This window comes from Janibacter sp. CX7 (genome assembly GCF_024362365.1).
Taxonomy (GTDB): domain Bacteria; phylum Actinomycetota; class Actinomycetes; order Actinomycetales; family Dermatophilaceae; genus Janibacter.
This window is the reverse complement of sequence record NZ_CP101464.1, coordinates 3,172,858-3,199,542: the sequence shown is the minus strand read 5'-3', so window position 1 is coordinate 3,199,542 and position 26,685 is coordinate 3,172,858. Positions and strand designations below refer to the sequence as shown.

Annotated in this window: 22 protein-coding genes; 18 read left to right on the top strand and 4 right to left on the bottom strand. The window is 71.9% G+C overall.

Going from position 1 to position 26,685, the window contains the following annotated elements; genetic code table 11:
• The first annotated feature begins 4 nt into the window (after positions 1 to 4).
• The 5 genes from NMQ01_RS15745 (at position 5) to NMQ01_RS15725 (ending at position 9,084) form a co-directional block, all read left to right on the top strand.
• Complete coding sequence (locus tag NMQ01_RS15745) at positions 5 to 1,417, top strand: DUF58 domain-containing protein (RefSeq protein WP_255184832.1); 1,413 nt, start codon at positions 5 to 7, stop codon at positions 1,415 to 1,417.
• Positions 1,414 to 3,885, top strand: coding sequence for a transglutaminase domain-containing protein (locus NMQ01_RS15740; protein ID WP_255184831.1), 2,472 nt, complete (start codon positions 1,414 to 1,416; stop codon positions 3,883 to 3,885). The genes NMQ01_RS15745 and NMQ01_RS15740 overlap by 4 nt, the downstream gene beginning before the upstream one ends.
• A complete protein-coding gene (locus tag NMQ01_RS15735; protein WP_255184830.1) occupies positions 3,882 to 8,279 on the top strand; it encodes an FtsK/SpoIIIE domain-containing protein in 4,398 nt (1,465 codons plus the stop codon). The genes NMQ01_RS15740 and NMQ01_RS15735 overlap by 4 nt, the downstream gene beginning before the upstream one ends.
• Positions 8,280 to 8,461: 182 nt before the next feature.
• Positions 8,462 to 8,734 carry a WXG100 family type VII secretion target gene (locus NMQ01_RS15730; RefSeq protein WP_255184829.1) on the top strand — a complete coding sequence of 91 codons (273 nt, stop codon included), beginning with the start codon at positions 8,462 to 8,464 and terminating at the stop codon, positions 8,732 to 8,734.
• 68 nt (positions 8,735 to 8,802) lie between these two features.
• A complete protein-coding gene (locus NMQ01_RS15725; protein WP_255184828.1) occupies positions 8,803 to 9,084 on the top strand; it encodes a WXG100 family type VII secretion target in 282 nt (93 codons plus the stop codon).
• Between the two features lie 76 nt (positions 9,085 to 9,160).
• Here NMQ01_RS15725 and NMQ01_RS15720 read toward each other — a convergent pair whose 3' ends face one another.
• Complete coding sequence (locus NMQ01_RS15720) at positions 9,161 to 9,379, bottom strand: biotin/lipoyl-binding carrier protein (protein ID WP_255184827.1); 219 nt, start codon at positions 9,377 to 9,379, stop codon at positions 9,161 to 9,163.
• A gap of 66 nt (positions 9,380 to 9,445) precedes the next feature.
• Between NMQ01_RS15720 and NMQ01_RS15715 the strand changes: the two genes are divergently transcribed.
• Positions 9,446 to 10,648 (top strand): cytochrome P450, encoded by a 1,203-nt coding sequence (locus NMQ01_RS15715; protein ID WP_255184826.1) that lies wholly within the window; start codon positions 9,446 to 9,448, stop codon positions 10,646 to 10,648.
• A 99-nt stretch (positions 10,649 to 10,747) separates the two neighbouring features.
• On the opposite strand, the gene NMQ01_RS15710 is transcribed toward NMQ01_RS15715, so the two are convergent.
• Together NMQ01_RS15710 and NMQ01_RS15705 are read right to left on the bottom strand one after the other, a co-directional pair.
• On the bottom strand, positions 10,748 to 11,839 hold the full coding sequence (locus NMQ01_RS15710) for an inositol-3-phosphate synthase (RefSeq protein ID WP_255184825.1): 1,092 nt from the start codon (positions 11,837 to 11,839) through the stop codon (positions 10,748 to 10,750).
• Entirely contained in the window at positions 11,836 to 12,444 is a 609-nt protein-coding gene (locus NMQ01_RS15705; RefSeq protein ID WP_255184824.1) for a PadR family transcriptional regulator, read from the bottom strand. Before NMQ01_RS15705 ends, NMQ01_RS15710 begins: the two co-directional genes overlap by 4 nt.
• 187 nt (positions 12,445 to 12,631) lie before the next feature.
• On the opposite strand from NMQ01_RS15705, the gene NMQ01_RS15700 reads away from it, so the two are divergent.
• The 10 genes from NMQ01_RS15700 (at position 12,632) to NMQ01_RS15655 (ending at position 22,028) form a co-directional block, all read left to right on the top strand.
• On the top strand, positions 12,632 to 15,001 hold the full coding sequence (locus NMQ01_RS15700; RefSeq protein ID WP_255184823.1) for a transglycosylase domain-containing protein: 2,370 nt from the start codon (positions 12,632 to 12,634) through the stop codon (positions 14,999 to 15,001).
• The gene (locus NMQ01_RS15695; RefSeq protein ID WP_255184822.1) at positions 15,001 to 16,323 is read left to right on the top strand and encodes a hypothetical protein; all 1,323 of its coding nucleotides are present in this window, start codon (positions 15,001 to 15,003) and stop codon (positions 16,321 to 16,323) included. The genes NMQ01_RS15700 and NMQ01_RS15695 overlap by 1 nt, the downstream gene beginning before the upstream one ends.
• Before the next feature lie 171 nt (positions 16,324 to 16,494).
• Positions 16,495 to 16,782, top strand: a complete 288-nt coding sequence (gene rpsF, locus NMQ01_RS15690; protein ID WP_084451046.1) for a 30S ribosomal protein S6 — start codon at positions 16,495 to 16,497, stop codon at positions 16,780 to 16,782.
• A gap of 73 nt (positions 16,783 to 16,855) precedes the next feature.
• Positions 16,856 to 17,473 carry a single-stranded DNA-binding protein gene (locus NMQ01_RS15685; RefSeq protein WP_255184821.1) on the top strand — a complete coding sequence of 206 codons (618 nt, stop codon included), beginning with the start codon at positions 16,856 to 16,858 and terminating at the stop codon, positions 17,471 to 17,473.
• Between the two features lie 95 nt (positions 17,474 to 17,568).
• On the top strand, positions 17,569 to 17,805 hold the full coding sequence (gene rpsR, locus NMQ01_RS15680; RefSeq protein WP_007925814.1) for a 30S ribosomal protein S18: 237 nt from the start codon (positions 17,569 to 17,571) through the stop codon (positions 17,803 to 17,805).
• A 29-nt stretch (positions 17,806 to 17,834) separates the two neighbouring features.
• Positions 17,835 to 18,281, top strand: coding sequence for a 50S ribosomal protein L9 (rplI, locus tag NMQ01_RS15675; protein ID WP_255184820.1), 447 nt, complete (start codon positions 17,835 to 17,837; stop codon positions 18,279 to 18,281).
• 163 nt (positions 18,282 to 18,444) lie between these two features.
• Complete coding sequence (locus tag NMQ01_RS15670) at positions 18,445 to 19,008, top strand: hypothetical protein (protein WP_255184819.1); 564 nt, start codon at positions 18,445 to 18,447, stop codon at positions 19,006 to 19,008.
• Positions 19,005 to 19,595: an OmpA family protein gene (locus NMQ01_RS15665; protein ID WP_255184818.1), complete on the top strand. Its 591-nt coding sequence runs from the start codon at positions 19,005 to 19,007 to the stop codon at positions 19,593 to 19,595. Before NMQ01_RS15670 ends, NMQ01_RS15665 begins: the two co-directional genes overlap by 4 nt.
• 86 nt (positions 19,596 to 19,681) lie before the next feature.
• A complete protein-coding gene (locus NMQ01_RS15660; protein WP_255184817.1) occupies positions 19,682 to 21,343 on the top strand; it encodes a DUF3352 domain-containing protein in 1,662 nt (553 codons plus the stop codon).
• Between the two features lie 67 nt (positions 21,344 to 21,410).
• On the top strand, positions 21,411 to 22,028 hold the full coding sequence (locus tag NMQ01_RS15655) for a hypothetical protein (protein WP_255184816.1): 618 nt from the start codon (positions 21,411 to 21,413) through the stop codon (positions 22,026 to 22,028).
• A gap of 60 nt (positions 22,029 to 22,088) precedes the next feature.
• On the opposite strand, the gene NMQ01_RS15650 is transcribed toward NMQ01_RS15655, so the two are convergent.
• Positions 22,089 to 23,432 (bottom strand): MATE family efflux transporter, encoded by a 1,344-nt coding sequence (locus NMQ01_RS15650; protein WP_255184815.1) that lies wholly within the window; start codon positions 23,430 to 23,432, stop codon positions 22,089 to 22,091.
• Positions 23,433 to 23,518: 86 nt separating this feature from the next.
• Between NMQ01_RS15650 and NMQ01_RS15645 the strand changes: the two genes are divergently transcribed.
• A complete protein-coding gene (locus NMQ01_RS15645) occupies positions 23,519 to 25,597 on the top strand; it encodes a discoidin domain-containing protein (protein ID WP_255184814.1) in 2,079 nt (692 codons plus the stop codon).
• Between the two features lie 88 nt (positions 25,598 to 25,685).
• Positions 25,686 to 26,678, top strand: coding sequence for a MoxR family ATPase (locus NMQ01_RS15640; protein WP_255184813.1), 993 nt, complete (start codon positions 25,686 to 25,688; stop codon positions 26,676 to 26,678).
• The last annotated feature ends 7 nt before the right edge of the window (positions 26,679 to 26,685 follow it).

Sequence of the window (26,685 nt, the reverse complement as noted above, 5' to 3'; positions counted from 1 at the left end):
GCAGATGACGACCGGAACCCCCACACCCCCGCCCGGGCCCCCGCGCGGGCGGGGCCGCGTGCGCGACGACGGGCCCGACCAGGGCCGTCCGGAGGACGCGCGGCTGGAGCAGATGGCGACCTCGGCGCGCGCTCGCGCGACCGGTCCCCGGCGCACCGTCCGCCTGCCCGGTGGCCGGCTCCTGAACGCCGGCCGCGGTGCCGGCCGGGCCGTGCGCCACGGCGCGGCCGCGACCGACGAGCGCCTGCGCCGGCGCTGGTTCGGCGGTCGGCTCGACCACGTCACGCCGCTCGGGTGGACCCTCGTCGGCCTCGCGATCCTCGCCTGGGTCCTCGCGGTCGTCCTCGGCTGGGTCGAGCTCGCCCTCGTCGCCGCGACCCTGCTCGCCGTCGTCCTGCTGTGCATCCTGATCTCGCTGCCCGCCCACCGCGCCGACGTCGAGCTCGTCGTCGATCCGCTGCGCGCGCAGATCGGCGACCTGGCCCAGGCTCACGTCGTCCTGACCAACCCGTCCAGGCGCACGATGCTCCCTTCGCTCGTGCGGCTGCCGGTCGGCGACGACGAGCAGGTCATCCCCGTGCCGCTGCTGCGCCGCGGGGCGCAGCACCGCACGGCCTTCCCCATCGACACCCCTCGTCGCGGGGTCATCCCCGTCGGCCCCGCGACGACCGTGCAGGGCGACCCGCTCGGCATCACCCGCCGCACCGTGACCTTCGGCGGCGCGCAGCACATGCACGTCCACCCCCGCCACATCACGCTCGAGTCCGGCGCCCACGGCCTGCTGCGCGACCTCGAGGGCGAGGTGACGCCGGAGCTGTCGATGGCCGACATCGACTTCCACGCGCTGCGCGAGTACGAGCCCGGCGACGACCGGCGCTACGTCCACTGGCGTTCCTCGGCGAAGCACGACCGCCTGCTCGTGCGCCAGTTCCAGGAGACCCGGCGCTCCCACCTGGGCGTCGTCGTCGACACCGACCCCGCGATGTACCGCCACGGCGAAGGGGATGCGGAGACGGCCATCGCCGTCGCCGCCTCGCTCATGGTCCAGTCGATCACCGACGCCCAGGAGGCGAGCGTCGTCTGCGGAGAGGCCTTCGCGACCCGCACGACGATCCCGCTCGTCCTCGACGCCCTCACCGCCGCGAGTCTCGGGCGCGTCGACCTCGTGCGGGGCGCCCGGCGGGTCGTCCAGCAGGCGCCTGACTCCTCGGTCGCCGTGCTGTGCACCGGCCCCGGCCGGGCCTTCCTCGAGATCCAGCAGTGCCTCGGCGAGTTCGAGACCGAGGTGCACAAGGTCGTCGTCGTCGTCGACCCGGTGAGCGACCCGAGCCTGCGCAGGCTGCGCGGGCTGAGCGTGCTCACGATCGGCGAGCTCGCCGACCTCGGCTCCGTCACGGCCGGGCTGGTGCCGGCATGACGAGCCCCAGCACGCAGACCCCCTCGGGCGCTCCGCCCTCCCCGGGTGGCGCGGGACGGGTGACCGAGGGCAGCCTCGTCGGCACGCCGAAGGAGGGGATGATCAAGCCCCAGCTGACCGGTGGCGACAAGGTGCGGGCGACCCTCGGGCGGATGCGCCCCGGCATCGGGCACGCGGTCGACGCGGCCTTCACCGTCGCCGTCATGGCCTGCTGCCTCGCCGGGCTGCGCACCGTCCTCTTCGGCTGGCAGTGGTGGCAGGCCGCCGCGGTCGGGGTCGTCCTGGGCCTGCTCGTCGGCCACGTGCAGGCGACCTACCGCTGGCCGATCGTCGCGACCACCGCGCTCGGGGCGGTCCTCTACCTCCTCCTCGGCGGTCCGCTCGCCGTCCGTGACGACGTCAAGTGGGGCTTCCTGCCCACCGGCCAGACCTTCAAGGACCTCGTGGGTGGCCCGGTCACCGGCTGGACCGACCTGCTCACGCTCGTCCCACCCGTCGACGCCCGGGGGCCCTACCTCGCGGTCGCGCTCTTCCTCGGGCTCGTCGGCACCGTCTTGGTCTACGCGACCGCCCGCGTGACCCGCTCACGCCTGCGGCTGGTGGCGACCCCCTTCGCCCTGCTCGCCGTGACCATCGTGATCGGCACCGGTCAGCCGGCCGCGCAGTGGGTGCAGGGACTGCTGCTCGCCCTGGTCCTCGTCGGCTGGCTCGTCGCGCGCGACCACCTCGACCCCGACATCGGCATCGCCCGGCCGGGGATGCGGCGCCCGGCCCTGTCCCGGGTCGTCCAGGGCGCCCTCATCGTGCTCGTCGCCGCCCTGCTCGGGGCGCTCGTCGGGCCGCTCCTGCCCGGCCGCGACGGCGAGTCCGACCGGCAGGTCGTGCGCACCGGTGTCGTGCCCGGCCACGACACGAGCGTGCTCGCCTCGCCGCTCAGCCGCTACCGCGACTTCACCGCGGACAGCCCCACCCAGCTCTACGAGCGTGAGCTGCTGCGGGTCGAGGGCGTGCCCGCGACGACGCCGATGCGCCTGGCGACCCTCGACACCTGGGACGGGTCGACGTGGGGCGTCGCCGGGCGCGGCGAGTCGCGCGCCGATGCTGGGCGGTCCTTCCAGCAGTTCGGCCGCCGGGTCGGCGTCCTCGACGGCGGCAACCCGACGCAGGTGCGGGTCACCGTGCCCGAGGGCGGCTACGGCGAGGGCTGGCTGCTCACGACGGGTCAGGTCGAGGGCATCGAGTTCCTCGGCTCGGCCCGCGAGCGGCTCGAGGGCAAGGCCTGGCTCAACCTCAGCACCAACTCCGTGCTCGTCCCGCCGGGTCTGCGCCCCGGTGACCGCTACGAGCTGCGCACCGAGCTCCCGGCGAAGGGGGCCGGTGCCCTCCCCGAGAGCCTGCCCGTCGCGCGGGGCTCGATGCCGATGACGGGTGACACCTCCTTCGTCGACGCCCGGATCGAGACGTGGAAGGGCTCCTCGGACGACCCCTGGGCCCAGCTGCGCTCGATCGCGACGACGATGCGCGAGGAGGGCACCTACACCGACGGGGCCCCGTCGACCGGTGCGAGCAGCGAGGCCGAGCGGGCGAAGATCGCGACCATCGCGCGCAACTACCCCGCCGGGCACGGCCTCGGGCGGCTCGACCGCTTCCTCAACTCCGAGGAGCTCGCCGGCAACGACGAGCAGTACGCCGCGACCCTCGGGCTCATCGGCAACCGACTCGGCATCCCCACCCGGGTCGTCGTGGGCGCGACGGCCACCGACGACGGACTCGTCCGCGGTCGTGACGTCCACGCGTGGGTCGAGGTCCGGCTGCGCGACGGCTCGTGGTTCCAGCTGATGCCGCAGACCTTCGTCCCGAGCATGACGGAGCAGCAGACCGACACCAGCCGGGCGCCGCAGGCCTGGGACAAGCCCGAGGTCGACCCGCCGCCGCAGCCGCCGCCGGCCGACCCGCCGCCGCCCGAGCCCGTCGTCGACTGGTCGTCCCCGTCGACCTGGCCGCTGTGGGCCCAGCTCCTCGCGGTCTTCGTCCTCCTGCCGCTGCTCGTGCTCGCGCTCACTCCGGTCGTGACCGCCGTGCGCCGGGCCGTGCGGCAGCGCAGCGGGTCCGCCGACCGGCGGATCGGCCGGTCGTGGAACGACCTGCTCGAGGAGGCCCGCCTCCTCGGGGTGCCGCTTCCCGCCGGCGGGACCCGCGTCGAGCAGGCCCGTGCCCTCGGGCCCCAGGTCGATGCCGTCCCCGCCGCCATGCAGGCCGATGCCCTCGTCTTCGGCGAGGCCCCGGCCCACCCCGACGCCGTGGGGCAGTGGCAGGGTGAGCTGCGGCGGGTGCGCCGACGACTGCGACAGGCCACTCCCTTCGTCACCCGCGTGCGGGCGACCCTCGACCCACGCTCCCTGCTGTCCCGTCACGAGGACATCGGGATGCACGACTCGACCACCACCACCCGTGAGGCCCACCGATGAAGCTGATGTTCACCCTGCGCGGGTCGGGCAATGTCGACACCGACCTCGTCGCGACGGTCGACGGACGCACGACCGTCGGCGACCTCGCCGAGCACCTCGTGCTCTCCGACCCGGAGCGGCAGCGCAATGCCAGCGCGCACGCCCCGGCGGAGCTCGGCAGCTACACCCTCGCCCTCGTCGACGAGAACCACCGCGCCGTCGACCCCAACACCACGGTCCAGGAGTCGGGGCTGCGCTCGGGTGCCCACCTCGCGGTGACCCGCCGATCCGCCGGCTACGAGGACTCCGCGGCACCGATCGCGACCGCGCGGGTCGTCGCCGGCCCGGACACCGGGCGCGAGTACCCGCTGCAGCGGGGCACCTCGCACGTCGGCCGCGGACGCGACTGCGAGGTGCAGATCAACGACGCCTCCGTCTCGCGCCGCCACGCGAAGCTGCTCGTCGCCGACGTCGTCGAGGTGACCGACCTCGGCTCCTCCAACGGCGTCATCGTCGGCGACGAGCGCATCGACCGCGCGATCCTGCGCGAGGGCGAGACCTTCACCATCGGTGACACGACCTTCGAGATCTCGGCCAAGACCCGGGCCGCGGGCCTGACGATGACCGACGCGGGCGACGTCGCCTTCACCCGCTCGCCGCGCATCGCCCCGATCTACCAGGGGCTGCAGTTCGAGGTGCCGGAGCTGCCGGAGCGCGGCAAGCCGCAGCGCATCCCGCTCGCCATGATGATCGTGCCGGTCTTCATGGGCGCGACGCTCTTCGCCATCACCCGCTCGCGCTTCACGATCATGTTCATGCTCATGATGCCGATGATGATGCTCGCCAATGCGTGGGAGTCGCGGCGTCGGGTGCGGCTGGACTTCGAGGAGGCGATGGCCGACTTCCGCGAGGACGTGGGCTACCTCGTCGAGGACATCGAGGTCGAGCTCGACCGCGAGCACGACATCCGGCGCCAGGAGCACCCGTCGGTGGCGGACTTCGGCCGGGCCGTGGCCGTGCACCACCCGCTCATGTGGACCCGGCGACCCGAGGAGCCGGGCTTCCTCGAGTACCGCCTCGGTCTGGGCGTGCGCCCGAGCCGCAGCGAGATCAAGCTGCCCAAGATGGGCCGCACCCGCGCCGAGGCCTGGCTCGAGGTGTCCCGACTCATGCAGGGCCTGGGCGTCGTCGCCGACGTGCCCGTGACCGCGCACCCGCTGCTCGACGGCGCCATCGGCGTCTCCGGGCCGCGCGACCACTCGCTCGGCCTGGCCCGCTCCCTCGTCGTGCAGACCCTCGCCGCCCACTCGCCCGCCGAGGTCGTCGTCTGCGCCTTGACCTCGACGTCGTCGGCCCGCGACTGGGACTGGCTCAAGTGGGCGCCGCACACGAGCTCCCCGCAGAGCCCGGTCGAGGTGCAGCACACGGCGAGCTCCGGACCCGGCTGCTCGGCCGTCATGGAGCAGCTCGAGTCCCTCGTCGCCACCGGTGTGGCGTCCGACAAGGGACGCGTGGGACCTGCCGTCGTCGTCCTCGTCGAGAGCGACGCACCCGTCGAGCAGGCCCGCCTCGTCCAGCTCGCCGAGCACGGGTGGAAGCACCGGATCATCGTCATCTGGGTCGCGCCGGTCACCGAGCAGCTGCCGGCCGCCTGCCGGACCTTCGTCGAGGTCGGCGAGGACGGATACTGCCAGGTCGGCTGGGTCGGCCCCGCCCAGGTCGCCACCCGGGTGGCGACCGACGGGGTCTCCGAGCAGGAGGCCATGGACGTCGCCCGGGGCCTCGCCCCGATCACCGACGCCAGCGCTGTCGTCCAGGACGACTCCGACATCCCGCGCTCGGTGTCCTACCTCGCCCTCGTCGGCACCGAGATCGCCACCTCCGAGCTGGCCGTCATCGAGCGGTGGAACGAGAACCGCTCGATCCTCACCGGGCGCCACGCGCCGCCCACCCCCAACCGCAAGCCGGGCTCCCTTCGCGCCGTCATCGGGCAGAGCGCGCTCGGGACGCACAGCGTCGACCTGCGCACCGACGGACCGCACGCCCTCGTCGGTGGCACGACGGGTGCCGGCAAGTCCGAGCTGCTCCAGGCGTGGATCCTCGGCATGGCGACGGCCAACAGCCCGCAGCGGGTGACCTTCCTGCTCGTCGACTACAAGGGTGGCTCGGCCTTCCGCGACTGCGTGCAGCTGCCGCACACGGTCGGCATGGTCACCGACCTCTCGCCGCACCTCGTCCGCCGGGCGCTCGCCTCGCTGTCGGCCGAGCTGCACTACCGCGAGCACCTGCTCGCCCGATTCAAGGCCAAGGACCTCGTCGAGCTGGAGCGCCGCGGCGAGGTCGAGGCCCCGCCGAGCCTGATCATCATCGTCGACGAGTTCGCCGCCCTCGTGCAGGAGGTGCCCGACTTCGTCGACGGCGTCGTCAACATCGCCCAGCGCGGCCGCTCGCTCGGCATCCACCTCATCCTCGCGACGCAGCGCCCGGCGGGTGTCATCAAGGACAACCTGCGCGCCAACACCAACCTGCGCATGGCGCTGCGCATGGCCGACGAGGACGACTCGAGCGACGTGCTCGGCACCAAGGACGCCGCCTACTTCGACCCGGCCCTGCCGGGTCGTGCGATGGCCAAGTCCGGTCCCGGCCGCCTCGTGCCCTTCCAGACCGGCTACGCCGGTGGCTGGACGAGCGACACCCCGCCACCGCCGGACATGCTCGTGTCGACCCTCGCCTTCGGTGCGTCGGTCGCGTGGGAGCTGCCCGCCAAGCCGAAGGGGGACGAGGACGCCGACCTCGGCCCCACCGACATCCAGCGGGTCGTCGAGACCGTCGAGCGGGCGCGGGTCGAGGCGCAGATCGCCATCCCGCGCAAGCCCTGGCTACCGGAGCTCGCCGAGGTCTACGACCTGGCGAAGCTGCCCACCGACCGGCGCGACGACGAGCTGGTCATCGGTGTCGCCGACGACCCGGACCTGCAGGCCCAGCCGACGATCAGCTTCCGCCCCGACTCCGAGGGCAACCTCGCGGTCTTCGGGGCATCGGGCGCGGGCAAGAGCTCCTTCCTGCGCACGATCGCGGTCGCCGCCGGCTTCACCGTGCGCGGCGGGCCGTGCCACGTCTACGGGCTCGACTTCGGCAACCGCGGCCTGTCGATGCTCGAGGACCTGCCGCACGTCGGCAGCATCATCTCCGGGCAGGACGAGGAGCGGGTCAAGCGGCTGCTGACGATGCTCCGCGAGATCGTCGACGAGCGGGCGGTGCGCTACTCCAAGGCCAATGCCACGACGATCACGCAGTACCGGCGCCTCACCGGGCACACCGACGAGCCGCGGATCTTCGTGCTCGTCGACGGCCTCACCGCCTTCCGGCAGGCCTACGAATCGGCGGGCGCCCTCATGCGCTGGCTCGACGCCTTCACCTCGCTGCTCGCCGACGGGCGTCCCGTCGGCGTGCACTTCGTGCTCTCGGTCGACTCCCGCGGTGGTCTGCCGGTGTCGATGGGCTCCTCGGTCCAGTCGCGCTTCGTGCTGCGCATGGCGACCGAGGACGACTACGCCTTCCTCGGGACGGCCCGCGACGTGCTCACCCCGGAGTCGCCTCCCGGCCGAGGGATCTTCAAGAAGCGCGAGGTCCAGGTGGCGGTCCTCGGTGGCACGAGCGATGCGTCGGAGCAGTCGCGGATGGTGCGCGGCTTCGCCGAGACGATGGCCAAGAGCGGTGCCGCTCCGGCCCGGCCGGTGGCCTCGCTGCCCGAGGTCGTCCCGATGTCGTCCCTGCCTGCGCAGCTGGACGGGCTGCCGGTCATCGGGATGAACTCCGACGACCTCGCGCCGGTCTCCTTCGACCCGCGCGGTGGCTTCGTCGTCACCGGGCCGCCCGGCAGCGGGCGCACGACGACCCTCGTGACGATGATCCGGGCGATCCGGGCCTGGCGCCCGCAGACCCAGATCAGCGTCATCTCGCTGCGGCGCAACTCCGAGCTGCTCACCATGCCGGAGGTCGACCGCACCGCGAGCCGCGAGGAGGACGTCAAGGAGCTGTGCACCGAGCTCAAGGAGCGCGCCCTCGACGAGATGGCCCTGCCGCAGGTGCTCATCGTCGAAAAGCTCGACGACCTCAACGCGCCGCCCTTCCAGTCGCCGATGCAGGACGCGATCAAGCCGCTCATCGACAACGACCACTTCGTCGTCGGCGAGGCGGACGCCTCCGCGATGAACTCGAGCATGGGCCTGCCGGGTCTGGTCAAGGCCTCGCGCTCGGGCATGGCTCTGGCGCCCGACGGGTCGGAGTCGCAGATGATCTTCAAGTCCGCCTTCCCGCCCCTCGCCCGGGTCGTCATGCCCGAGGGTCGGGGGGTCCTGGTGCGCCGGGGCCGTGCGGAGATCGTCCAGATCACCCTCCCGGACGCCCGCTGATGATGGCGAACTCCGTTGCGCGACAACGAAATTCGACCTACCTCAGAAGGGGGAGAGGGATGGGGAGTTCTCCCCATGTACCTCGCAGGACTTCACTCCCTAGTGTTGTCCTCAGACGGGCAGGGGAATCGCCCGCAGGACAGACCAACAGCAGTACCAACACCAACTCGCAGGAGGACAAGATGGCTTGGCTCGGAATGAACCTCGAGACCGTCAAGGGTGAGATCCCGAAGTGGCAGCAGCTCGCCGAGGACATCAACACCATCATCACCACGGTCAACACCCAGGTGCAGCAGGCCGACGAGGCCTGGAACGGTAAGGACTCGGACGACTTCATCTCTGAGTGGGAGGGTCAGCACCGCCCGGCGCTCGAGAAGATCAAGGGCCTCATCGAGAACCTGCAGGGGCAGCTCCAGGGCGACGTCCAGCAGCAGGCCGAGGCCTCCGGCAGCTGATCCGGCTCACGCCGCGACGGACACCCCAGACCACCTGACGCACAGAGACTTTTAGAAGGAGAACGAAGATGGCACTTACCGACGGAATGGACGTCGAGCGGATCCGCGAGATCGCGGGTCAGCTCAAGACGGAGGCCGGCAAGATCGGCGAGGTCGAGCAGAACGGCACTTCGCAGGTCAGCGCCCTGGCGGAGAACTGGCTCGGCCCCGACTCCGAGGCCTTCGCCACCGAGTGGCAGACGGCCCAGAAGCAGCTCCAGGCCGCGACCTCCGCGCTCGAGGGCTACGCCCAGAAGGCCGAGCACCAGGCCCAGCAGCAGGAGGGCAAGTCCGAACAGAAGGGCAACTGACCCTCGCTGGACTCCACGAAGGGCGGATCCGACCACTGGTCGGGTCCGCCCTTCGTCATGTGCGGCGGGGGTGAGGTCAGTCGTCGATGACGACGAGGACCTCGCCCTCCTGGACCACGTCGCCGGCGGTGACCTTGACCTCGAGGACCCGGCCGGAGCGGTCGGCGAGGACGGGGATCTCCATCTTCATCGACTCGAGGAGCACGAGCTCGTCCCCGATCGCGACCTGCTGGTCGGCCGCGACCTGCACGGAGATGACATTGGCGACCAGCTCTGACTCGACTCTGTGACCCATGCCACTGAGGTTAGTGGTGCCCGGGCCGGCGGCACGCCACCGGGTGCGCCGGAGCAGGATGGGCCCATGCCCGACGTGGACCTCACCGACCCCCGACTCGCCGACGACCCCTACCCGCTGCTCGCGCAGTGGCGGGTGGCCGGGCCCGTGCTCCGGGCCACCGACGGACGCTGGGTGGCGACGACGCACGCCGCGGTGGGGGCGACCCTGCGGCACCGGGCCATGGGCCGGATCTGGTCGGACTGGGAGCCGGCCGAGCAGATGGAGCCCTTCAACGCGCTCCACCGCCACCAGCTCATGGAGAACGAGCCGCCCGAGCACACCCGCATGCGGCGCCTGCTCGCCGGGGCCTTCGCCAAGGGGCACGTCGAGCGCATGCGCCCGCGCATCGAGACCCTCGCCGACGCGATGCTCGACGAGCTCGACCCGAACGGGCCCGTCGACCTCCTGGCCGCCTACGCCGAGCCGATGCCGGTCTACGTCATCGCCGACCTGCTCGGCGTGCCCCGCGAGGACGACGTGCGGCTGCGTGACTGGTCGCAGGCGATCGTGCACATGTACGAGCAAGGGGTCGACGAGGCGACCCGGGCCGCCGCGGTGCGGGCGAGCGTCGACTTCGCCGACTACGTCCGCCAGGTCGTCGCGGTGCGCCGGGCGCGGCCGGGGCAGGACCTCGTCAGCGACCTCATCGCCGAGCGGGCCGACGGGGGCGGCTTCACCGAGGAGGAGCTCGTCGCGACGGTCGTCCTGCTGCTCAACGCCGGTCACGAGGCCTCGGTCAACACCTTCGGCAACGGCCTGCACGCACTGCTGCGCCACCCCGACCAGCTCGCGCGGATCACCGGCGGTGAGGTGAGCGCGGCGACGGCCCTCGAGGAGCTCATCCGCTACGACGCGCCGCTGCAGCTCTTCGAGCGGACGGCCACGGCCGAGGTCGAGATCGCCGGCACCACCGTGGCGAAGGGGGAGACCGTCGCCTGCCTCATGGGCTCGGCCAACCGCGATGCCGCCGTCTTCGGGGCCGACCCGAGGACCGGCGCCGATGCCTTCGAGGTCGCGCGCGACCCCAACCCGCACGTGGGCTTCGGACTGGGCCGCCACTTCTGCCTCGGCGCCCCGCTGGCTCGCGTCGAGCTCGAGATCACGCTGCGCCGTCTGCTCGAGCGCTTCCCCGACATCGCGCTCGCCGGGCCGGCGCCGCGGCGCCCGACCTGGGTCCTGCGCGGCCTGGCCGAGCTGCCGGTCACCCTGGCGCCCGCCGCCGGCTGAGCACGAGAAACACCCCCTTCGCAGGAGGTCGAAACCCGTGCGAAGGGGGTGTGTCTCGGGGGCCCCGGAAACCCGGGGTCGGTCAGCGCGCGGGGTGGGTCAGCGCTCCTCGGTGCCCGCGATGAAGGCCTCGAGCTTCGCTCGGCCCTCGGTGTCCTCGCGCTGCTCCGGCGGCGACTTCATGAGGTAGCTGCTCGCGGAGAGCAGGGCGCCGCCGACGCCGCGGTCCTTGGCGATCTTCGCCGCGCGGATGGCGTCGATGATGATGCCGGCCGAGTTGGGGGAGTCCCAGACCTCGAGCTTGTACTCGAGGTTGAGCGGCACGTCGCCGAAGGCGCGACCCTCGAGGCGCACGTAGGCCCACTTGCGGTCGTCGAGCCAGGCCACGTAGTCCGAGGGGCCGATGTGGACGTTGCGGTCGTCCTTCTTGCCGGCGAGGGGGCCCTCGAGGTTGGAGGTGACGGCCTGCGTCTTCGAGATCTTCTTCGACTCCAGGCGCTCGCGCTCGAGCATGTTCTTGAAGTCCATGTTGCCGCCGACGTTGAGCTGGTAGGTGCGGTCGAGGACCACGCCGCGCTGCTCGAAGAGCTTGGCCATGACGCGGTGGGTGATCGTCGCGCCGACCTGGCTCTTGATGTCGTCACCGATGATCGGCACACCGGCGTCCTCGAACTTCTTCGCCCACTCCGGGTCGGAGGCGATGAAGACGGGCAGGGCGTTGACGAAGGCGACGCCCGCGTCGATCGCGCACTGCGCGTAGAACTTGTCGGCTTCCTCGGAGCCCACCGGCAGGTAGGAGACGAGCACGTCGACCTCGGCGTCCTTGAGCGCCTGGACGACGTCGACCGGCTCGGCCGGGGACTCGTCGATCGTCATGGCGTAGTACTTGCCGATGCCGTCGAGGGTGTGGCCGCGCTGGACGGTGACGCCGGTCGTGGGGACCTCGGCGATCTTGATGGTGTTGTTCTCCGAGGAGTTGATGGCCTCGGCGAGGTCCTTGCCGACCTTCTTGTCGTCGACGTCGAAGGCAGCGACGAACTCGACGTCGGAGACGTGGTAGTCGCCGAAGGTCACGTGCATGAGACCGGGGACGCTGCCCTGCGGGTCGGCGTCCTTGTAGTACTCGACACCCTGCACGAGCGAGCTCGCGCAGTTGCCGACGCCGACGATGGCGACGCGGATGGCGGTCATGGGTTCTCCTTGATGGGGGGCGGGTTGAAGGCGGGATGTGCGGGGTCGCTCAGCGAGCCCGGCCGCACCTGGGGGGTGCGTCGCTCGGCGTCGATGAGCTCGTCGAGCCACGAGACGGCGCGCTCGATGGCGTCCTCCCCGTGGCTGTGGAGGGCGGCCGTCCACGGGTCGAGGCGCTCGAGGCGCTCGCCGTCGCGCATGGCGCTCAGCTGCTCGGCGAGCCGGGCACGGCGACCCTCGAGGATGCGCAGGCGCACCTCGCGCTCGGTCCGGGTGAAGAAGGCCAGGCGCACGTCGAAGGCGTCGTCCGCCCAGCTGCTCGGGTCGGTGCGCCCGGCGATCGTGGCGAAGGCCTCCCGGCCTGCGTCGGTGATCGTGTAGGTGATGCGCTGCCGGCGGGTGCCGGACGCGCGGGCCGCGTCGTGGTCGACGCTGACCAGGTCCTGCCCCTGCAGGCTCGCCAGGCAGGGGTAGAGGGTGCCGAAGGAGAGCGCCCGGAAGGCACCGAGCCGGGTGTTGAGCCGGCGACGCAGCTCGTAGCCGTGCAGTGGGCTCTCGTGGAGCAGGCCGAGCACGGCGAACTCGAGCATCTCGCGACGGCGCACGGCAACTCCCTTCGCTCCAATCGGTGGACCCGGCCGAAGGGGGTGGGCCCGGTGGGGCGCGGATCGGCAAGGCGGGATCAGGTTACCCGATGTATCGAGCAGATACATCGAGCGAGGAGATGGCCGCGCGTCGTCGTGCGTTCATACTGGAGTCAGTCGTACCCGCCCCCGTCCCACGAGGTGCTCCATGGCCAGGTCCCCCCGCACGCGCGCCGAGGCGCGCTCGCGACGCAGCACCCGGCGTCGTCGTGGTCGCCGGGGCATCGTGCGCAAGCTCCTGCTGGCGCTCGTCGCGCTCATCGCGCTCGGCATCGTCGGGGTCGTCGTGGCCTACATGCTCACCGACATCCCCAAGCCCAACGACCGCGCCGTCTCGCAGGCCTCCGTCCTCTACTACTCCGACGGCAAGACCGAGATGGATCGCATCGCGACGGTCAACCGCGAGTCGGTGGAGATCACGCAGGTGCCCGACGGGGTGCAGCACGCCTTCATCGCCGCCGAGGACCGCACCTTCTACGACAACCGCGGCATCTCGCCCAAGGGGATCTTCCGGGCGATCTCCGGTGCGGTCGCCGGCGAGGACCGGGGTGGCGGCTCGACCATCACCCAGCAGTACGTGAAGAACTACTTCCTCACCCAGGACCGCAGCCTCGAGCGCAAGGCCCGCGAGATCCTCATCTCGGTGAAGATCGACGGCGAGCTGAGCAAGGACGAGATCCTCGCCAACTACCTCAACACCATCTACTTCGGTCGCGGCGCTGACGGCATCCAGACCGCCTCCAAGGCCTACTTCGGCAAGGACGTCAGCAAGCTGACGCCGTCGGAGGGCGCCCTGCTGGCGAGCGTCATCCGCGGACCCTCCCTCTACGACCCGGCGCTCGGCGAGACCCAGACCGCGGCCGCCAAGGAGCGGTGGGCCTATGTCCTCGACGGCATGGTCGCCGAGGGGTGGATGACCCCGGCCGAGCGGTCGAAGCAGAAGTTCCCCAAGACCATCGCCCCCAAGCAGCGCTCGGAGGCGGCCTCCGACGACATCGGCTTCATCACCGAGGAGGTCCGGCAGGAGCTGCGCAGCCGGCTCGACCTCACCGATGCCGACATCGACCGCGGGGGCTTCAAGATCGTCACGACGATCGACAAGGACGCCCAGGAGTCCGCGGCTGCCGCGGTGAAGAAGTCGCGCCCGACGGGTGAGGGCACCTCCGACCTGCACATCGGCCTGGCCTCGATCGAGCCGGGTGACGGCGCGATCCGGGCGATGTACGGCGGCTCGCGCTTCGGCACCGGCCGCTACGGCTACTTCAACTCCGCCGTCGACGGCAAGATGCAGGCCGGCTCGACGATGAAGCCCTTCACGATGATCGCGGCACTGCGCAAGGGGATCCCGCTCTCGACGACCTACAGCGGAGCCAGCCCCTACTTCAACCGTGCCTTCATCTACGACGGGGCGAGCGCGACCGACATCCAGCGCCAGGGCGGCATCGTCAACTTCGGCAACACCTCCTACGGCCCGGTCAACATGCGCACCGCGACCCAGAAGTCGATCAACACCTACTACGGCCAGCTCAACCTCGCCGTGACGCCGAAGTCGACCGCCGAGTCGGCCAAGGACGCCGGTGTCGTCGCCTACGACGGGGACAAGCGCACCTCCCTGTCGACCGGGCCCGGCAACGTCTTCGGCACCGACGCGGTGCGGGTCATCGACATGGCCAATGCCTACGCGACGATCGCCGCCGAGGGCCGCCGGGCCACGCCGTACTACATCTCCTCGGTGAAGAGCACCGGCGACCAGCACGACCTCGACTACAAGGTGAAGAAGGACGTGCGCCGCGCCTTCCCCCAGGACGTCGCCCGCGACACCATCCAGGCGATGAGCCTGGTCAACCAGCCCGGCGGCACCGGGTACCCGACGGTCGCCGACCTCGGCCGCCCCGTCGGCGGCAAGACGGGCACGACGTCCAACAACTACGCGGCGTGGTTCGACGGCTTCACCCCGGGGCAGCTCGCGACCGCCGTCGGCATGTACAAGGGCGACGGCCGGCTGGTCGAGAAGAACCAGCTGAAGAACCTCGGCGGCTTCGCCGAGGTCACCGGCGGCACGATCCCGGCGCGGATCTGGACCGACTACATGATCGGCGCGCTCGAGGGCGAGCCGGTCGAGAGCCTGCCGCCGGCCGGCAATGTCACCTTCCGCCCGCAGACGAGCCGTCCGACCGACGCCCCGGCGCCGATCACGACGACCCAGACGCCGGTGCCGCAGCCGACGACGACGCGCTCGACAACCCAGGAGCCGACCTCGACGTCGAGCAGCTCGACCCGCTCGAGCACCTCGACGACGAAGAGCTCCTCGACGACGAAGAGCAGCACCACGTCGTCGACGACCCGCTCGACGACCAGCTCTTCGACGACCCGCCCGACGACGACCCGCCCGACGACGACGGCGCCGTCGCCCACCTCGACGAGCGAGCCGTCGCCGACCTCGACGCGTCAGACCCCGACCCTCCCGAGGCCGAGCCTCACCCCCGGCGGCAGCGGCTCGGCCGGGCAGGGCGACTAGTGCCCCGCGAGTGGACCGAGCGCGACCTGCTCCCGCGGGAGGCGAGCGCGCTCGTCGGGGGGCCGCTCGGCCGTCGGGCCGCGCCGCGTGAGCGCTCGCTGCCGCGGCTGCTCCCGCTCGTCGTGCTGCTCGTTCTGCTCCCGATGGGGTCGGCCTTCCTGCGCCAGGGGCACTGCGTCGTCAACGGCTGGAACGGCAACGACCAGTTCTGGCGGGGCTGCTTCTCGGACCTGCCGGCCCAGTACCAGCTCGCCGGGCTCGACCGGGGCCTCGGCGGCTGGCTGACCGGTGAGATCCGCCTCGACCAGATGCCGCTGCTCTCCGGGCTCATGTCCGCCGTCGGCGGCCTCGTCCCCGAGGCCGGCTGGCTCGACGCCTCCCGTTGGTACATGGCGCTGTGGACGCTCATCATCACCCTCTGCCTCGTCGCGGCCGTCTGGTGCGTCGGAATGCTGCGCCCCGAGCGGCTCGACCTGGCGACCCAGCTGGCCCTGTCGCCGGTGCACGTCGTCGCCGCGCTCCTGTCGCCCGACCTCGTCGTCGTCACCCTCGTCATGGCGGCGATGCTCGCCGACACCCGCCGTCGTCCGGTGCTCGCCGGCGTCCTGCTCGGCCTGGCGCTGCTGGGGCACGCCTGGGTCAGCATCGTCGCCGTCGCGCTCGTCGTCGCCGCGCGACGGGTCGGGCACGAGGCGGCCGCCGTGCGGACGGTCCTCGTCGCCCTCGGCACCGCCGTCGGGCTGGCCGTCGTCCTCGCGCTCGCCTCGCCCGACATCGTCACCGGCCCGCTGCGGGCGTGGTGGGGCGAGAAGCCCGGCTACGGCTCCGTCCTGCTCATCCCCGAGCTCGCCGGGCACCCGCTGCCCGCCCGCGTCGCCCCGCTCGCCTCGGTCGCGGGCTGGGGACTGGCCGTGTGGGTCTGCGTCGTCATGGTCCGCAGGGCCTGGCGTCCCGCGACCTGGGCGCAGGTCGCGGCCTTCGCCGTCCCGGTCGTCGCGCTGACGAGCCCCTCGGTGCCGGTCCAGGCGGCCCTGTGGGTGCTGCCGCTGGCCCTCCTCGCGGGCGTCTCGTGGCGGACCCACCTGGGCCTCGTCGCCGTCGAGGCGGTCCACGCCACGGCGCTGTGGCTGCACATCGGCGCCGCCGCCGACCCCGACAAGGGCCTGCCGGCCCAGTGGTACGCCGTCGCCGTGCTCGGACGGGCCATCGCGTGGGGCTTCCTCATGTGGAGCGTCTGGTACACGCCGGTCGACAACCCCGGCCCCCGTCCACAGGCTCGTGCCCTGCCGGACGACCGTCCACAGGAGCCGGTCGCGGTCTGATGCGGACCCCCTTCGCCCGGCACGCTTTGGTGCGAAGGGAGGGCAGCCGATACCCTGAGGCGTCCCCGGAGCAGGTCTGTCACCCGACCGGCGTGCCCGGGCACCGATGCACCAACCCTCCTGTCACGGAGAGACCGTGACCGCACAGACCGAAGGAGGCGGGTTATCAGCATGCGTCAGTACGAGCTCATGGTCATCTTCGACCCCGAGACCGACGAGCGGGCCGTCCAGCCCCTGTTCGACAAGTTCCTCACCGTCGTCACCAAGGACGGCGGCAGCGTGGACAAGATCGACCACTGGGGTCGTCGTCGTCTCGCGTACGAGATCAACAAGAAGGCCGAGGGCCTCTACGCCGTCGCCAACCTGACCTGCACGCCGGCCACGAGCAAGGAGCTCGACCGTCAGCTGGGTCTCTCCGAGCAGGTCCTGCGGACCAAGCTCATGCGCGTCGACGCCTGAGAGGCGTCCCTCCCGGCCTGTCGGTCCCCACTGACAGGCTCACCTGAGAGATCACCGATCGACAAGGAATCCCATGGCAGGCGAGACCCCCATCACCGTTATCGGCAACCTCACGGCTGACCCGGAGCTCCGGTTCACCCCGAGCGGCGCGGCCGTGGCCAACTTCACCGTGGCCTCGACCCCGCGCACCTTCGACCGTCAGACGAACGAGTGGAAGGACGCGGAGACGCTCTTCATGCGCTGCTCCGTGTGGCGCGAGGCTGCTGAGAACGTGGCGGAGTCCCTCACCCGTGGCACCCGCGTCGTCGTCACCGGTCGCCTCGTCTCCCGCTCGTGGGAGGACAAGGAGACCGGGCAGAAGCGCTCCGTCATGGAGATGCAGGTCGACGAGGTCGGCCCGTCGCTGCGCTACGCCACCGCCAAGGTGACGAAGACCCAGCGCGGCGGTGGCGGCGGCCAGGGCGGCGGCTCCTGGGGCGGCGGCGGTGGCCAGCAGGGTGGTTCCGGTGGCGGCTTCGGCGGCCAGCAGGACGACCCGTGGGCGACCGGCGGCAGCCAGGGTGGCGGCCAGCAGGGTGGCGGCTCGTGGGGCGGTGGCCAGCAGGCCCCGGCCCAGGGCGCTCCCCAGGGTGGCGGCCAGGCCGGCGGTGGCTGGGGCAACGCCCCGAGCTACGACGAGCCCCCCTTCTGATCGATCTCTCGCGCCCGACCCCGGTCGGGCACTGACACCACACCCATCCCGAGGACCAACCTCGGGCTCTCATTGACACGAAGGAGAGCACCACGATGGCCAAGCCCGTAGTGCGCAAGCCCAAGAAGAAGGCCAACCCGCTCAAGGCGGCGAAGGTCGAGAACATCGACTACAAGGACGCGAACCTGCTGCGCAAGTTCATCTCCGACCGCGGGAAGATCCGTGCGCGTCGCGTCACCGGCGTCTCCGTCCAGGAGCAGCGTCGCATCGCGACCGCCGTCAAGAACGCCCGGGAGATGGCCCTGCTGCCCTACTCCTCGTCCAACCGCTGATCAGCGGCCGCGAAGCAAGGAGCAGACAGATGAAGGTCATCCTCACCCACGAGGTCTCCGGCCTCGGTACCGCCGGCGACATCGTCGACGTCAAGCCGGGCTACGCCCGCAACTTCCTCTACCGCCGTGGCCTGGCCACCGCGTGGACCAAGGGTGCGCAGAAGCAGGTCGAGGCGATCGCCTCCGGCCGTGCCGCGCGCGCCGTGAAGTCGCTGGAGGAGGCGCAGTCGATCAAGGGCAACCTCGAGGCCCAGCAGGTCACGATCAGCGCCCACGCCGGTGACTCCGGTCGCCTCTTCGGCGCCGTGACCAGCCGCGAGGTCGCCGAGGCCGTCAAGGCCGGCGGTGGTCCCGAGCTCGACCGTCGCACGATCGAGATCCCGACCCCGATCAAGTCGGTCGGCCCGGCCGAGGCCCTGGTGCGTCTGCACCCGGAGGTCCAGGCCAAGGTCGCGCTCGACGTCGTCGCCGGCTGAGTCCGTCACGACGCCCTGACGAAGGGGGGCGACCCACCGATCACCCGGTGGGTCGCCCCCCTTCGTCGTGCCCGGGGAGTCCTCCCCATGGGTGCTGGCGCAGGCGTCCCCCTACAGTTGCCCCAGGCCGCCGGGGCCGACGAGACGGGGGAGAAGCATGATCATGCGTACACGAGTCTTCGCGCTGGGGGCGGCCGCCGCCCTCGCGCTCAGCGGCTGTTCGATGCTGGGTGGGGACGACGAGGGGGCGGGCTCGTCGTCGTCGCAGACCTCGGGCGTCGTCACCGGCAATCCTGACGAAAACGGGGCCAAGACCGCCGGGATCGACCTGAAGAACCCGCCCGCGGCCATCGCCGAGGCGACCGTACAGATCAACAACGACTCGGTCGACACGACGAAGATCGAGCTGCTCGAGCTGCGGCGCGACGACAACGTCATGCTCGCGACTTTCCGCCTGACGGGCGAGGGCCGCGGCACCGAGAACAAGTCCGCCTTCAAGTTGCTCGGCTGGAGCTCCTTCGAGCCGGTCCTGATCGACATGAAGAACCTCGAGAAGTACCGCCACGTGGACGACCTCACCAGCGATGCGACGGAGGCGAGCGCTCCTCTGGGTCAGCCGGTCTACCTCTTCACCGCCTTCCCGCTCCCGCGTGACGGCGTCACCGCGATGGACCTGCGGGTGACCTCCGAGTCCCCGGCCATCGAAGACGTCCCGATGCCGCAATGACGACCTGCACCCGAGGTCGTGCCCTCGTCGCCGCAACGCTCGTCGCCCCCTTCGTCCTCGCCGGGGCCTCCTCCGCCGGCGCGGCCGACGACGAGCCGCTGACGATCGACAACCTGCCAACCCTCTCCGACAGCGAGATCAACAAGCACCGCAGCCCGATCGACGTCCCCGACGTGCAGGCGATCGACGTGCCGGACATCGACCCCTTCGAGCCCGAGGTGACGTCCTCGGGTGGCAGCACGGTCGTCACCCTCGACACCGACGTGCTCTTCGAGTTCGCCGAGGCCGAGCTCGGCGAGAGCGCCCAGGAGGCCGTCGTGGAGGCGGTCGCGGACATCCCCGACGGTGCGCAGGTCGCCGTCGTCGGCCACACCGACTCGGTGGGATCCGACGCGGACAACCTCACGCTGTCCAAGGAGCGCGCCCGAGCGGTCGCCGACGTCATCGAGGACGAGCGGGACGACCTCGAGCTCGACGTCAGTGGCAAGGGGGAGAAGGACCCGGTCGCGGCCAACGACAAGGGCGGCGAGGACAACCCGGACGGCCGGGAGAAGAACCGCCGCGTGGAGATCCGCTACCGGGGCTGAGGCTGGGTAGTGCTCCCCATGTCGCTCGGGTGGTCGCCGACCTTAAGGTCTGGGTAAAGAACCACCACGAGCAGGGGGAACCCACCATGTCGCAGCCGCCCTTCGGTCACCAGCCGCCCCAGCCCGGTTACGGGCAGCAGCCGCCTCCGGGCTACGGCCAGCAGCCCCCGCCGCCCCCGGGGTACGGGCAGCAGCACCCGGGCTACGGCGCCCCCAGCGGGCAGCCGGCCTACGGCCAGCCCTTCCAGCAGACTCCCGGCGGTCAGCCGCAGCAGCCCGGCCAGTGGGGTCACCAGCCGCCCCCACAGCAGCAGCAGGGCGGCTCGAAGGCGCTCAAGTGGGGCGCCTTCGGCGCTGCCGGTGTCGTCGCCCTCGGTGTCGTCACGGGCGGTGCGGTCCTCGCCTACAACAAGATCGGTGGCGGTGGGGCGCAGCCCGAGGCCGCACTACCGGCCAGTGCCATCGCCTTCGCGAAGGTCGACCTCGACCCCTCCGCGGACCAGAAGGTCGACGCCTTCCGCTTCGCCCGCAAGTTCCCCGGCATGCGCGACAGCCTCGACGGCGTCGACGAGAACGGCGACCTGCGCAAGGAGATCTTCGACGCGATCAAGGAGGACGGCGGCCTCGAGGGCGTCGACTACGCGCAGGACGTCGAGCCCTGGCTCGGCCAGCGCTTCGGCGTCGCGATCCTGCCGCCGGCGGACGGCGCCCAGGAGCCCGGTGTCGTCGTCGCGCTCGCGAGCACCGACGAGGACGCCGCGAAGCAGGGCCTGTCCAAGGTCACCGGCAGCGAGGGCGGCTACTGCTCCGTCCAGCCCGACTTCGCCATCTGCGGCGAGGAGCAGAGCGTCGTCGACAAGGCGGTCAACGACGCGAAGGGGAGCGCGCTCGCCGACAGCGACACCTTCAGCCAGGACATGGACGACCTCGGTGAGGACGGCATGGTGACCGGCTGGATGGACATGTCCAAGGCGGGCGACATCACCCAGAGCACGCTCGGTGCCTCCGCCCAGACGACCCAGCAGGGCCGGCTGGCGACCGCGCTGCGCTTCGACGGGCCGACGCTCGAGCTCGCCGGCCGGATGAACGGTCTGCCCGCGGGCAGCGTCCCCAACGGCGACGGCACCTCGGTCGGCGACCTGCCGGCGGACACCCTCGGCGCCGTGGCCGTGACCGGCCTCGACGACGCGCTGCGCAAGGCCTGGCCCGAGATCGACAAGAACGCCCGCACCGCCCTCGGCGATGACTGGCAGAGCGGCATCGACTCCTTCACGAGCGAGACCGGCCTGTCCGTGCCCGAGGACGTCGCCAAGGCGGTCGGCTCCGACACGGCCGTCGCCGTCGGCCCCAACGCCGACGAACCGAAGGTCGCGCTGGTCACCAACGGCGACAAGGGCCTGATCGACAAGCTCACCGGCTCGATGACCTCGAGCACCGGGGACGCGCCCCCGGTGACGGTCAAGGACGCCGGCGACGGCCGCACGGTCGTCGCGACGCCAGCGGGCTACGCCGACGAGATCGCGAACGGCTCGGGCCTGGGCGACAGCGACGCCTTCAAGGACGCCGTGCCCGACGCCGACAAGGCCGGCTCGGTCGCCTACGTCGACATCAGCAAGGCCGTCGAGCTGTGGGGCGGTGACATGGACGCCGAGGACAAGGAGAACATCGAGCCGCTCTCGGCCCTCGGTTTCGCGATGTGGGGCGAGGACGACCACGCCGACTTCACCCTGCGGCTGACGACCAAGTGACCCGCCTGCCCGGCACCCGGGGGTTTCCCCGGTGCCGGGTAGCAGGCAGGATGCAGGGGTGACTTCCATGGGGCAGACCGACGACAGCAGCACGCGCGACGAGTTCTGGGGGCAGGTCGGGCAGGTCGGCGCGCGGCGCGGACCGCTCGGTGACGCCGACGAGGCGGGCCTGTGGTCTGGCGGTTCGTCGGGCTACGTCCACGTGACGACCCCCCACTCGGGCATCGCCGCCACCGACGGTCTCTCCGCTGCCGGTGCGGACGGCAGCTCCCTCGGCCTCGAGGTCTACATCGAGGGCCGTGAGCTCGTCGACCGTGCCGAGGGCGAGGGCCGCTGGCTCGTCACCGCGCTCGAGGAGGCCGCCGGTGCGCTCGCCGCGGCGGGGCCCGACGTGGTCACCGCGGCCCTGGCCGACCACGACCTGATCTCGCTCGAGATCTCCGCAGGTGACGCGCCCGCGGACTGGGTCGCCGACGGTCGTCTCGGGCTGCTGCTCGGCGTCGAGCTGCCCGGCCGCCCGCAGACGATCGGGTCGGTGCGCGCCCTGTCGATCAGTCCCCTGCGCCCCTCGGAGCTGGCGGTCGTCGTCGCCGAGGGCGCCGCGGGCCGGCGGCGCCTCGCCGAGGCACTCGCCGCCCAGGGCTGGTACTCCTACGCCGACAGCACCCGCCAGCCGGTCCTCTGACGCAGCCCGGCCTCCGACGCGGCCCGGCCTGACCGAGCCCGTCCCGACGCAGGGTCCGGGCTAGCGGGTCGCCCCGGTGACGGCCCACGCATCGCCGCGGACCCGCCAGGCCATGAACCCGCCCCGCACGAGCATGAAGGCCGTGAAGGCGAGCCACAGCGCGACGACCGCCGCCTCGGGCCCGTGGCCGGCTCCCAGCGCGCGGGTCACGAGCACGATCGGCACGTAGGCGAGCAGCACGAGAGTCATCGACGTCGCCAGCCAGCGCCCGTCGCCGGCGCCGATGAGCACCCCGTCGACGACGAAGACGTAACCGGCGAGCGGCTGCCCGAGCGCGATGACGACGAGGCCGGCGGCGATCGCGCTGCGCACGGCCGGGTCGTCGGTGAAGAGCGCCGGCAGCACCCGGTGCAGCGCGAGCAGCCCGACGCCGAGCAGCACCCCGCCCCACACGCCCCAGCGGACCATGAGGGCGGTCGCCTCGCGGGCGCCGCGCGCGTCACCGCTGCCGAGCTGCGCCCCGGTGAGGGCCTGCCCGGCGATCGCCAGGGCGTCGAGGGCGAAGACGAGCAGCGACCAGATCGTCGTCGTCACCTGATAGGCCGCGAGCGGGACGTCGCCGAAGCCGGCGGCCGTGGCGACGGTGAGCAGGATGATCGCGCGCAGCGCGAGGGTGCGCACGAGCAGGGGCGCCCCGTCGAGGGCGGCGCCGAGGACCCGCCCCACATGCGGACGAAGGGAGGCCCCGGCACCTCGTCCCTGCCGCAGGACGACCGCGAGCAGGGCCAGGGCCATGCCCCACTGGGCGAGGACGGTGCCCCAGGCGGCGCCCGCGATGCCCATGCCGAGGCCGAGGACGAGGCCGACCGAGAGCACGGCGTTGGCGCCGAAGCCGACCGCGGAGACGGCGAGCGGGGTGCGGGTGTCCTGCAGCCCGCGCAGGATGCCGGTGGCCGCGAGCACGAGCAGCATGGCGGGCAGCCCGAGCGCGCTCACCCGCAGGTAGGTCACCGCCTCGTCGAGCGCGGCCGGTGACGAGCCGAAGGCCGCGGCGAGGGGGCGGGCGCCGAGCCCGACGACGAGGGCCGCGAGCAGCCCGAGGCCGGCCGCGAGCCAGACACCGCCGACCCCGACCTCGATGGCTCCGCGCCGGGAGCCGGCGCCGAGCTGGCGGGCGACGACGCTCGTCGTGCCGTAGGCGAGGAAGACGAAGACCCCTGCGGCCGTGAGGAGCACGGAGCTCGCGGCGCCGAGCCCGGCGAGCGGCACGACGCCGAGCCGACCGACGACCGCCGCGTCGACCATGAGGAAGAGCGGCTCGGCGACGAGGGCCACGAAGGCCGGCACGGCCAGCGCGAGGATCTCGCGCGGCCCGACGGTGGGAGCCGGATCGGGGGAGGTCACCCGAGCACCCTACGAGTCGCGCGCCGACGGCCCGATGCCGCTACGGTGGCTGCAGCGTCCAAGTTACCCACGGGTAGGAGTCGATGATGACCAGACCGCAGCGCCGTCGCCGGGGGCGAGTGACCCCCTTCGTCCTGCTCGTGCTCGTGGCCCTGCTCGGGATGAGCGCCACGGGAGCCGGGGCCGACCCGACCCCGTGGTACGAGCAGAGCAACCCGCTCGCCGAGGACTCCGAGGTGGGCGTGAGCGGCGCGCCGGCCACCGGCACCGGGCCGAAGGGAGAGGTGCGTGGCCTCATCGACGCCCACACCCACCTGATGTCCGACGAGGGCTTCGGCGGCGACATCGTCTGCGGCAAGACCTTCAGCGAGCTGGGCATCGAGGACGCCCTGACCGACTGCCACAGCCACGGAACCGACGGGCGGACCGGCCTGATCGAGAACGTGACGAACCTCGAGGGCAAGGGGCCCTTCGACCCGCACGACACCGATCTCTACCCGACCTTCACCGATGCCCCGAAGTGGTCCTCGCTCACCCACCAGCAGATGTACTACCGCTGGGTCGAGCGCGCCTGGCGGGCCGGGCAGCGGGTCATGGTCGCCGACACGGTCAACAACTCGGTCCTGTGCTCGCTGCCGACGCAGGTCAACACGAGCTCGTGCAACGACATGGACGTCGTGCGCCGTCAGGTGAAGAAGACCAAGGAGCTCGAGGCCTTCATCGACGCCCGGCACGGCGGGCCCGGCAAGGGCTGGTTCCGCATCGCCTACACGGCCGACGAGGCCCGGCAGTACATCGAGCAGGGCAAGATGGCGGTGATCCTCGGGATGGAGGTGTCGGCCCCCTTCGGCTGCGGCATGACGCTCGGCGTCTCGCACTGCACGAAGGCGAAGATCGACGCCGGCCTCGACGAGGTCAAGGGCCTGGGGATCCGCTCGATGTACCTGTGCCACAAGTTCGACAACGCGTTGTGCGGGGTGCGCTTCGACCCCGGCACCCAGGGCATCGTCGTCAACGTCGGCAACTTCCTGTCCACGGGGCAGTGGTGGCAGGTCGAGCGCTGCCCCACCGACCTGCACGACAACACCGTCGAGGGCGGGGTCATCCCGCCCAAGGTCGCCGAGCTCGTCCCCGGTCAGGTGCTGCCGATCTACCCGGAGGGGCCGCACTGCAACCGGCAGGGTCTGACCGCGCTCGGTGAGTACGCCCTGCGCGGGATGATGGACCGCGGCCTGCTCGTCGAGCTCGACCACCAGAGCGTGAAGGCGGCCAAGCGGACCATGGAGGTCCTCGAGTCCGAGGGCTATCCGGGCGTCATCTCGAGCCACTCGTGGATGGACAAGCACTTCACCGAGCGGATCTACCGGCTCGGCGGCTTCATCACCCAGTACGGCCACGGCGCCGACGCCTTCGTCGAGGAGGGTGCCGCGGACCGGCCGGTGCGGCAGAAGTACGACGTCGGCTACGGCTTCGGCATGGACATGAACGGCTTCGGCGGGACCCCGCCGCCGCGTGCCGATGCGGCCGAGCGCCCGCTCGTCTACCCCTTCGCGCCGCTCACCGGCCGGGGCACCGTCGAGCGTCAGGTGACCGGCGAGCGCACGTGGGACTACAACCGCGACGGGGTGGCCCACTACGGGATGGTCCCCGACTGGGTGGCCGACATGCGCAGCAACCACGGCGAGCCCGGGCAGCAGGTCGTCGAGGACCTGCTCCGCGGCCCGGAGTCCTATCTGCGCACCTGGTCGGCGACGGCCGACTGGCAGCAGGGCGCCGACCTGACGAAGGGAGCGGTCGCCACCGCGAGCAGCACGGAGTGGACGCTCACCGGCCGGCTGCGCCCGGGCAGTGCCATCGACGACGACCGCTCGACCCGCTGGGCCAGCCGGTGGGGTGACGACGCGTGGTGGTCGGTCGACCTGGGCACCCCGCGCCTCGTGCGGACCGTGACGCTCGACTGGGAGCGCGCCCACGCCAGGGACTACCGGCTCCAGGTGAGCCTCGACGGCGCTGCCTGGCGCACCGTCGAGACGGTCCGCGGCAGCGACGGCGGCCTCGACCACCTGGCGATCCCGGCAACCTCCGCCCGGCACGTGCGGGTCGTCACGGACGAGCGGGCGACGCAGTACGGCATCTCCCTGCACGAGGTGAAGATCGGCAGCTGACCCGGGGGAGTGCTCCCCAGTGCCGGGTCGTGGTCCGGTCCGTAGAGTTGGCGGCGGACACCAGACCACCACAGCGAAGGGGAGCGACGTGCCGCCCACGAGCAGGATCAGCAAGGACCAGCTGGAGCGGGCCCGTGCCCTCGTCGCCGCGGTCGACCAGGGCTTCGAGTCGAAGGTCGTCGGCCAGCGGCGGCTGCGGGAGACCCTCCTCATCGGTCTGCTGACGAGCGGCCACGTGCTGCTCGAGTCGGTGCCCGGCCTGGCGAAGACGACGGCCGCGCACGCGCTCGCGACGGCGATCGGTGGGTCCTTCAAGCGGATCCAGTGCACCCCCGACTTGCTGCCGAGCGACATCGTCGGCACCCAGGTCTACGACGCGAGCCAGGGCAAGTTCGTCACCCAGCTCGGGCCGGTGCACGCGAACTTCGTCCTGCTCGACGAGATCAACCGCAGCTCGGCCAAGACCCAGTCGGCGATGCTCGAGGCGATGCAGGAGCGGCAGACCTCCATCGGCGGCCAGGTCTTCAAGGTGCCCGAGCCCTTCCTCGTCCTCGCGACGCAGAACCCCATCGAGCAGGAGGGCACCTATGTCCTGCCCGAGGCCCAGCTCGACCGCTTCATGCTCAAGGACCTGCTCGACTACCCGAGCCCCGCGGAGGAGGCCGAGGTCGTGCGGCGCATCGACGCCGGCGTCTTCGACCAGCCGGACCGGGCGATGATCCATGTCGCCGATGCCCGCGAGCTGCAGCGGCTCGCGAGCTCGGTCTACCTCGACAAGGCGATCCTCGACTACATCACCTTCCTCGTCGCGGCCACCCGCACCCCGGGCAAGGTCATGCCGCCCGAGCTGGCCCGCTACGTCGAGATCGGCGCCAGCCCGCGCGCCTCGATCGCCTTCGCCAAGGCGGCGCGGGCCGCGGCCCTGCTCCAGGGGCGCGACCACGTCATCCCCGAGGACGTGCGCCACCTCGCGCACCGGGTGCTGCGCCACCGCGTGCTGCTCACCTACGAAGCCACCGCCGACGACGTGCGCGTCGAGACGATCATCGACGCGGTCGTCCGCGCCGTCCGCACCCCGTAGGGCCGCC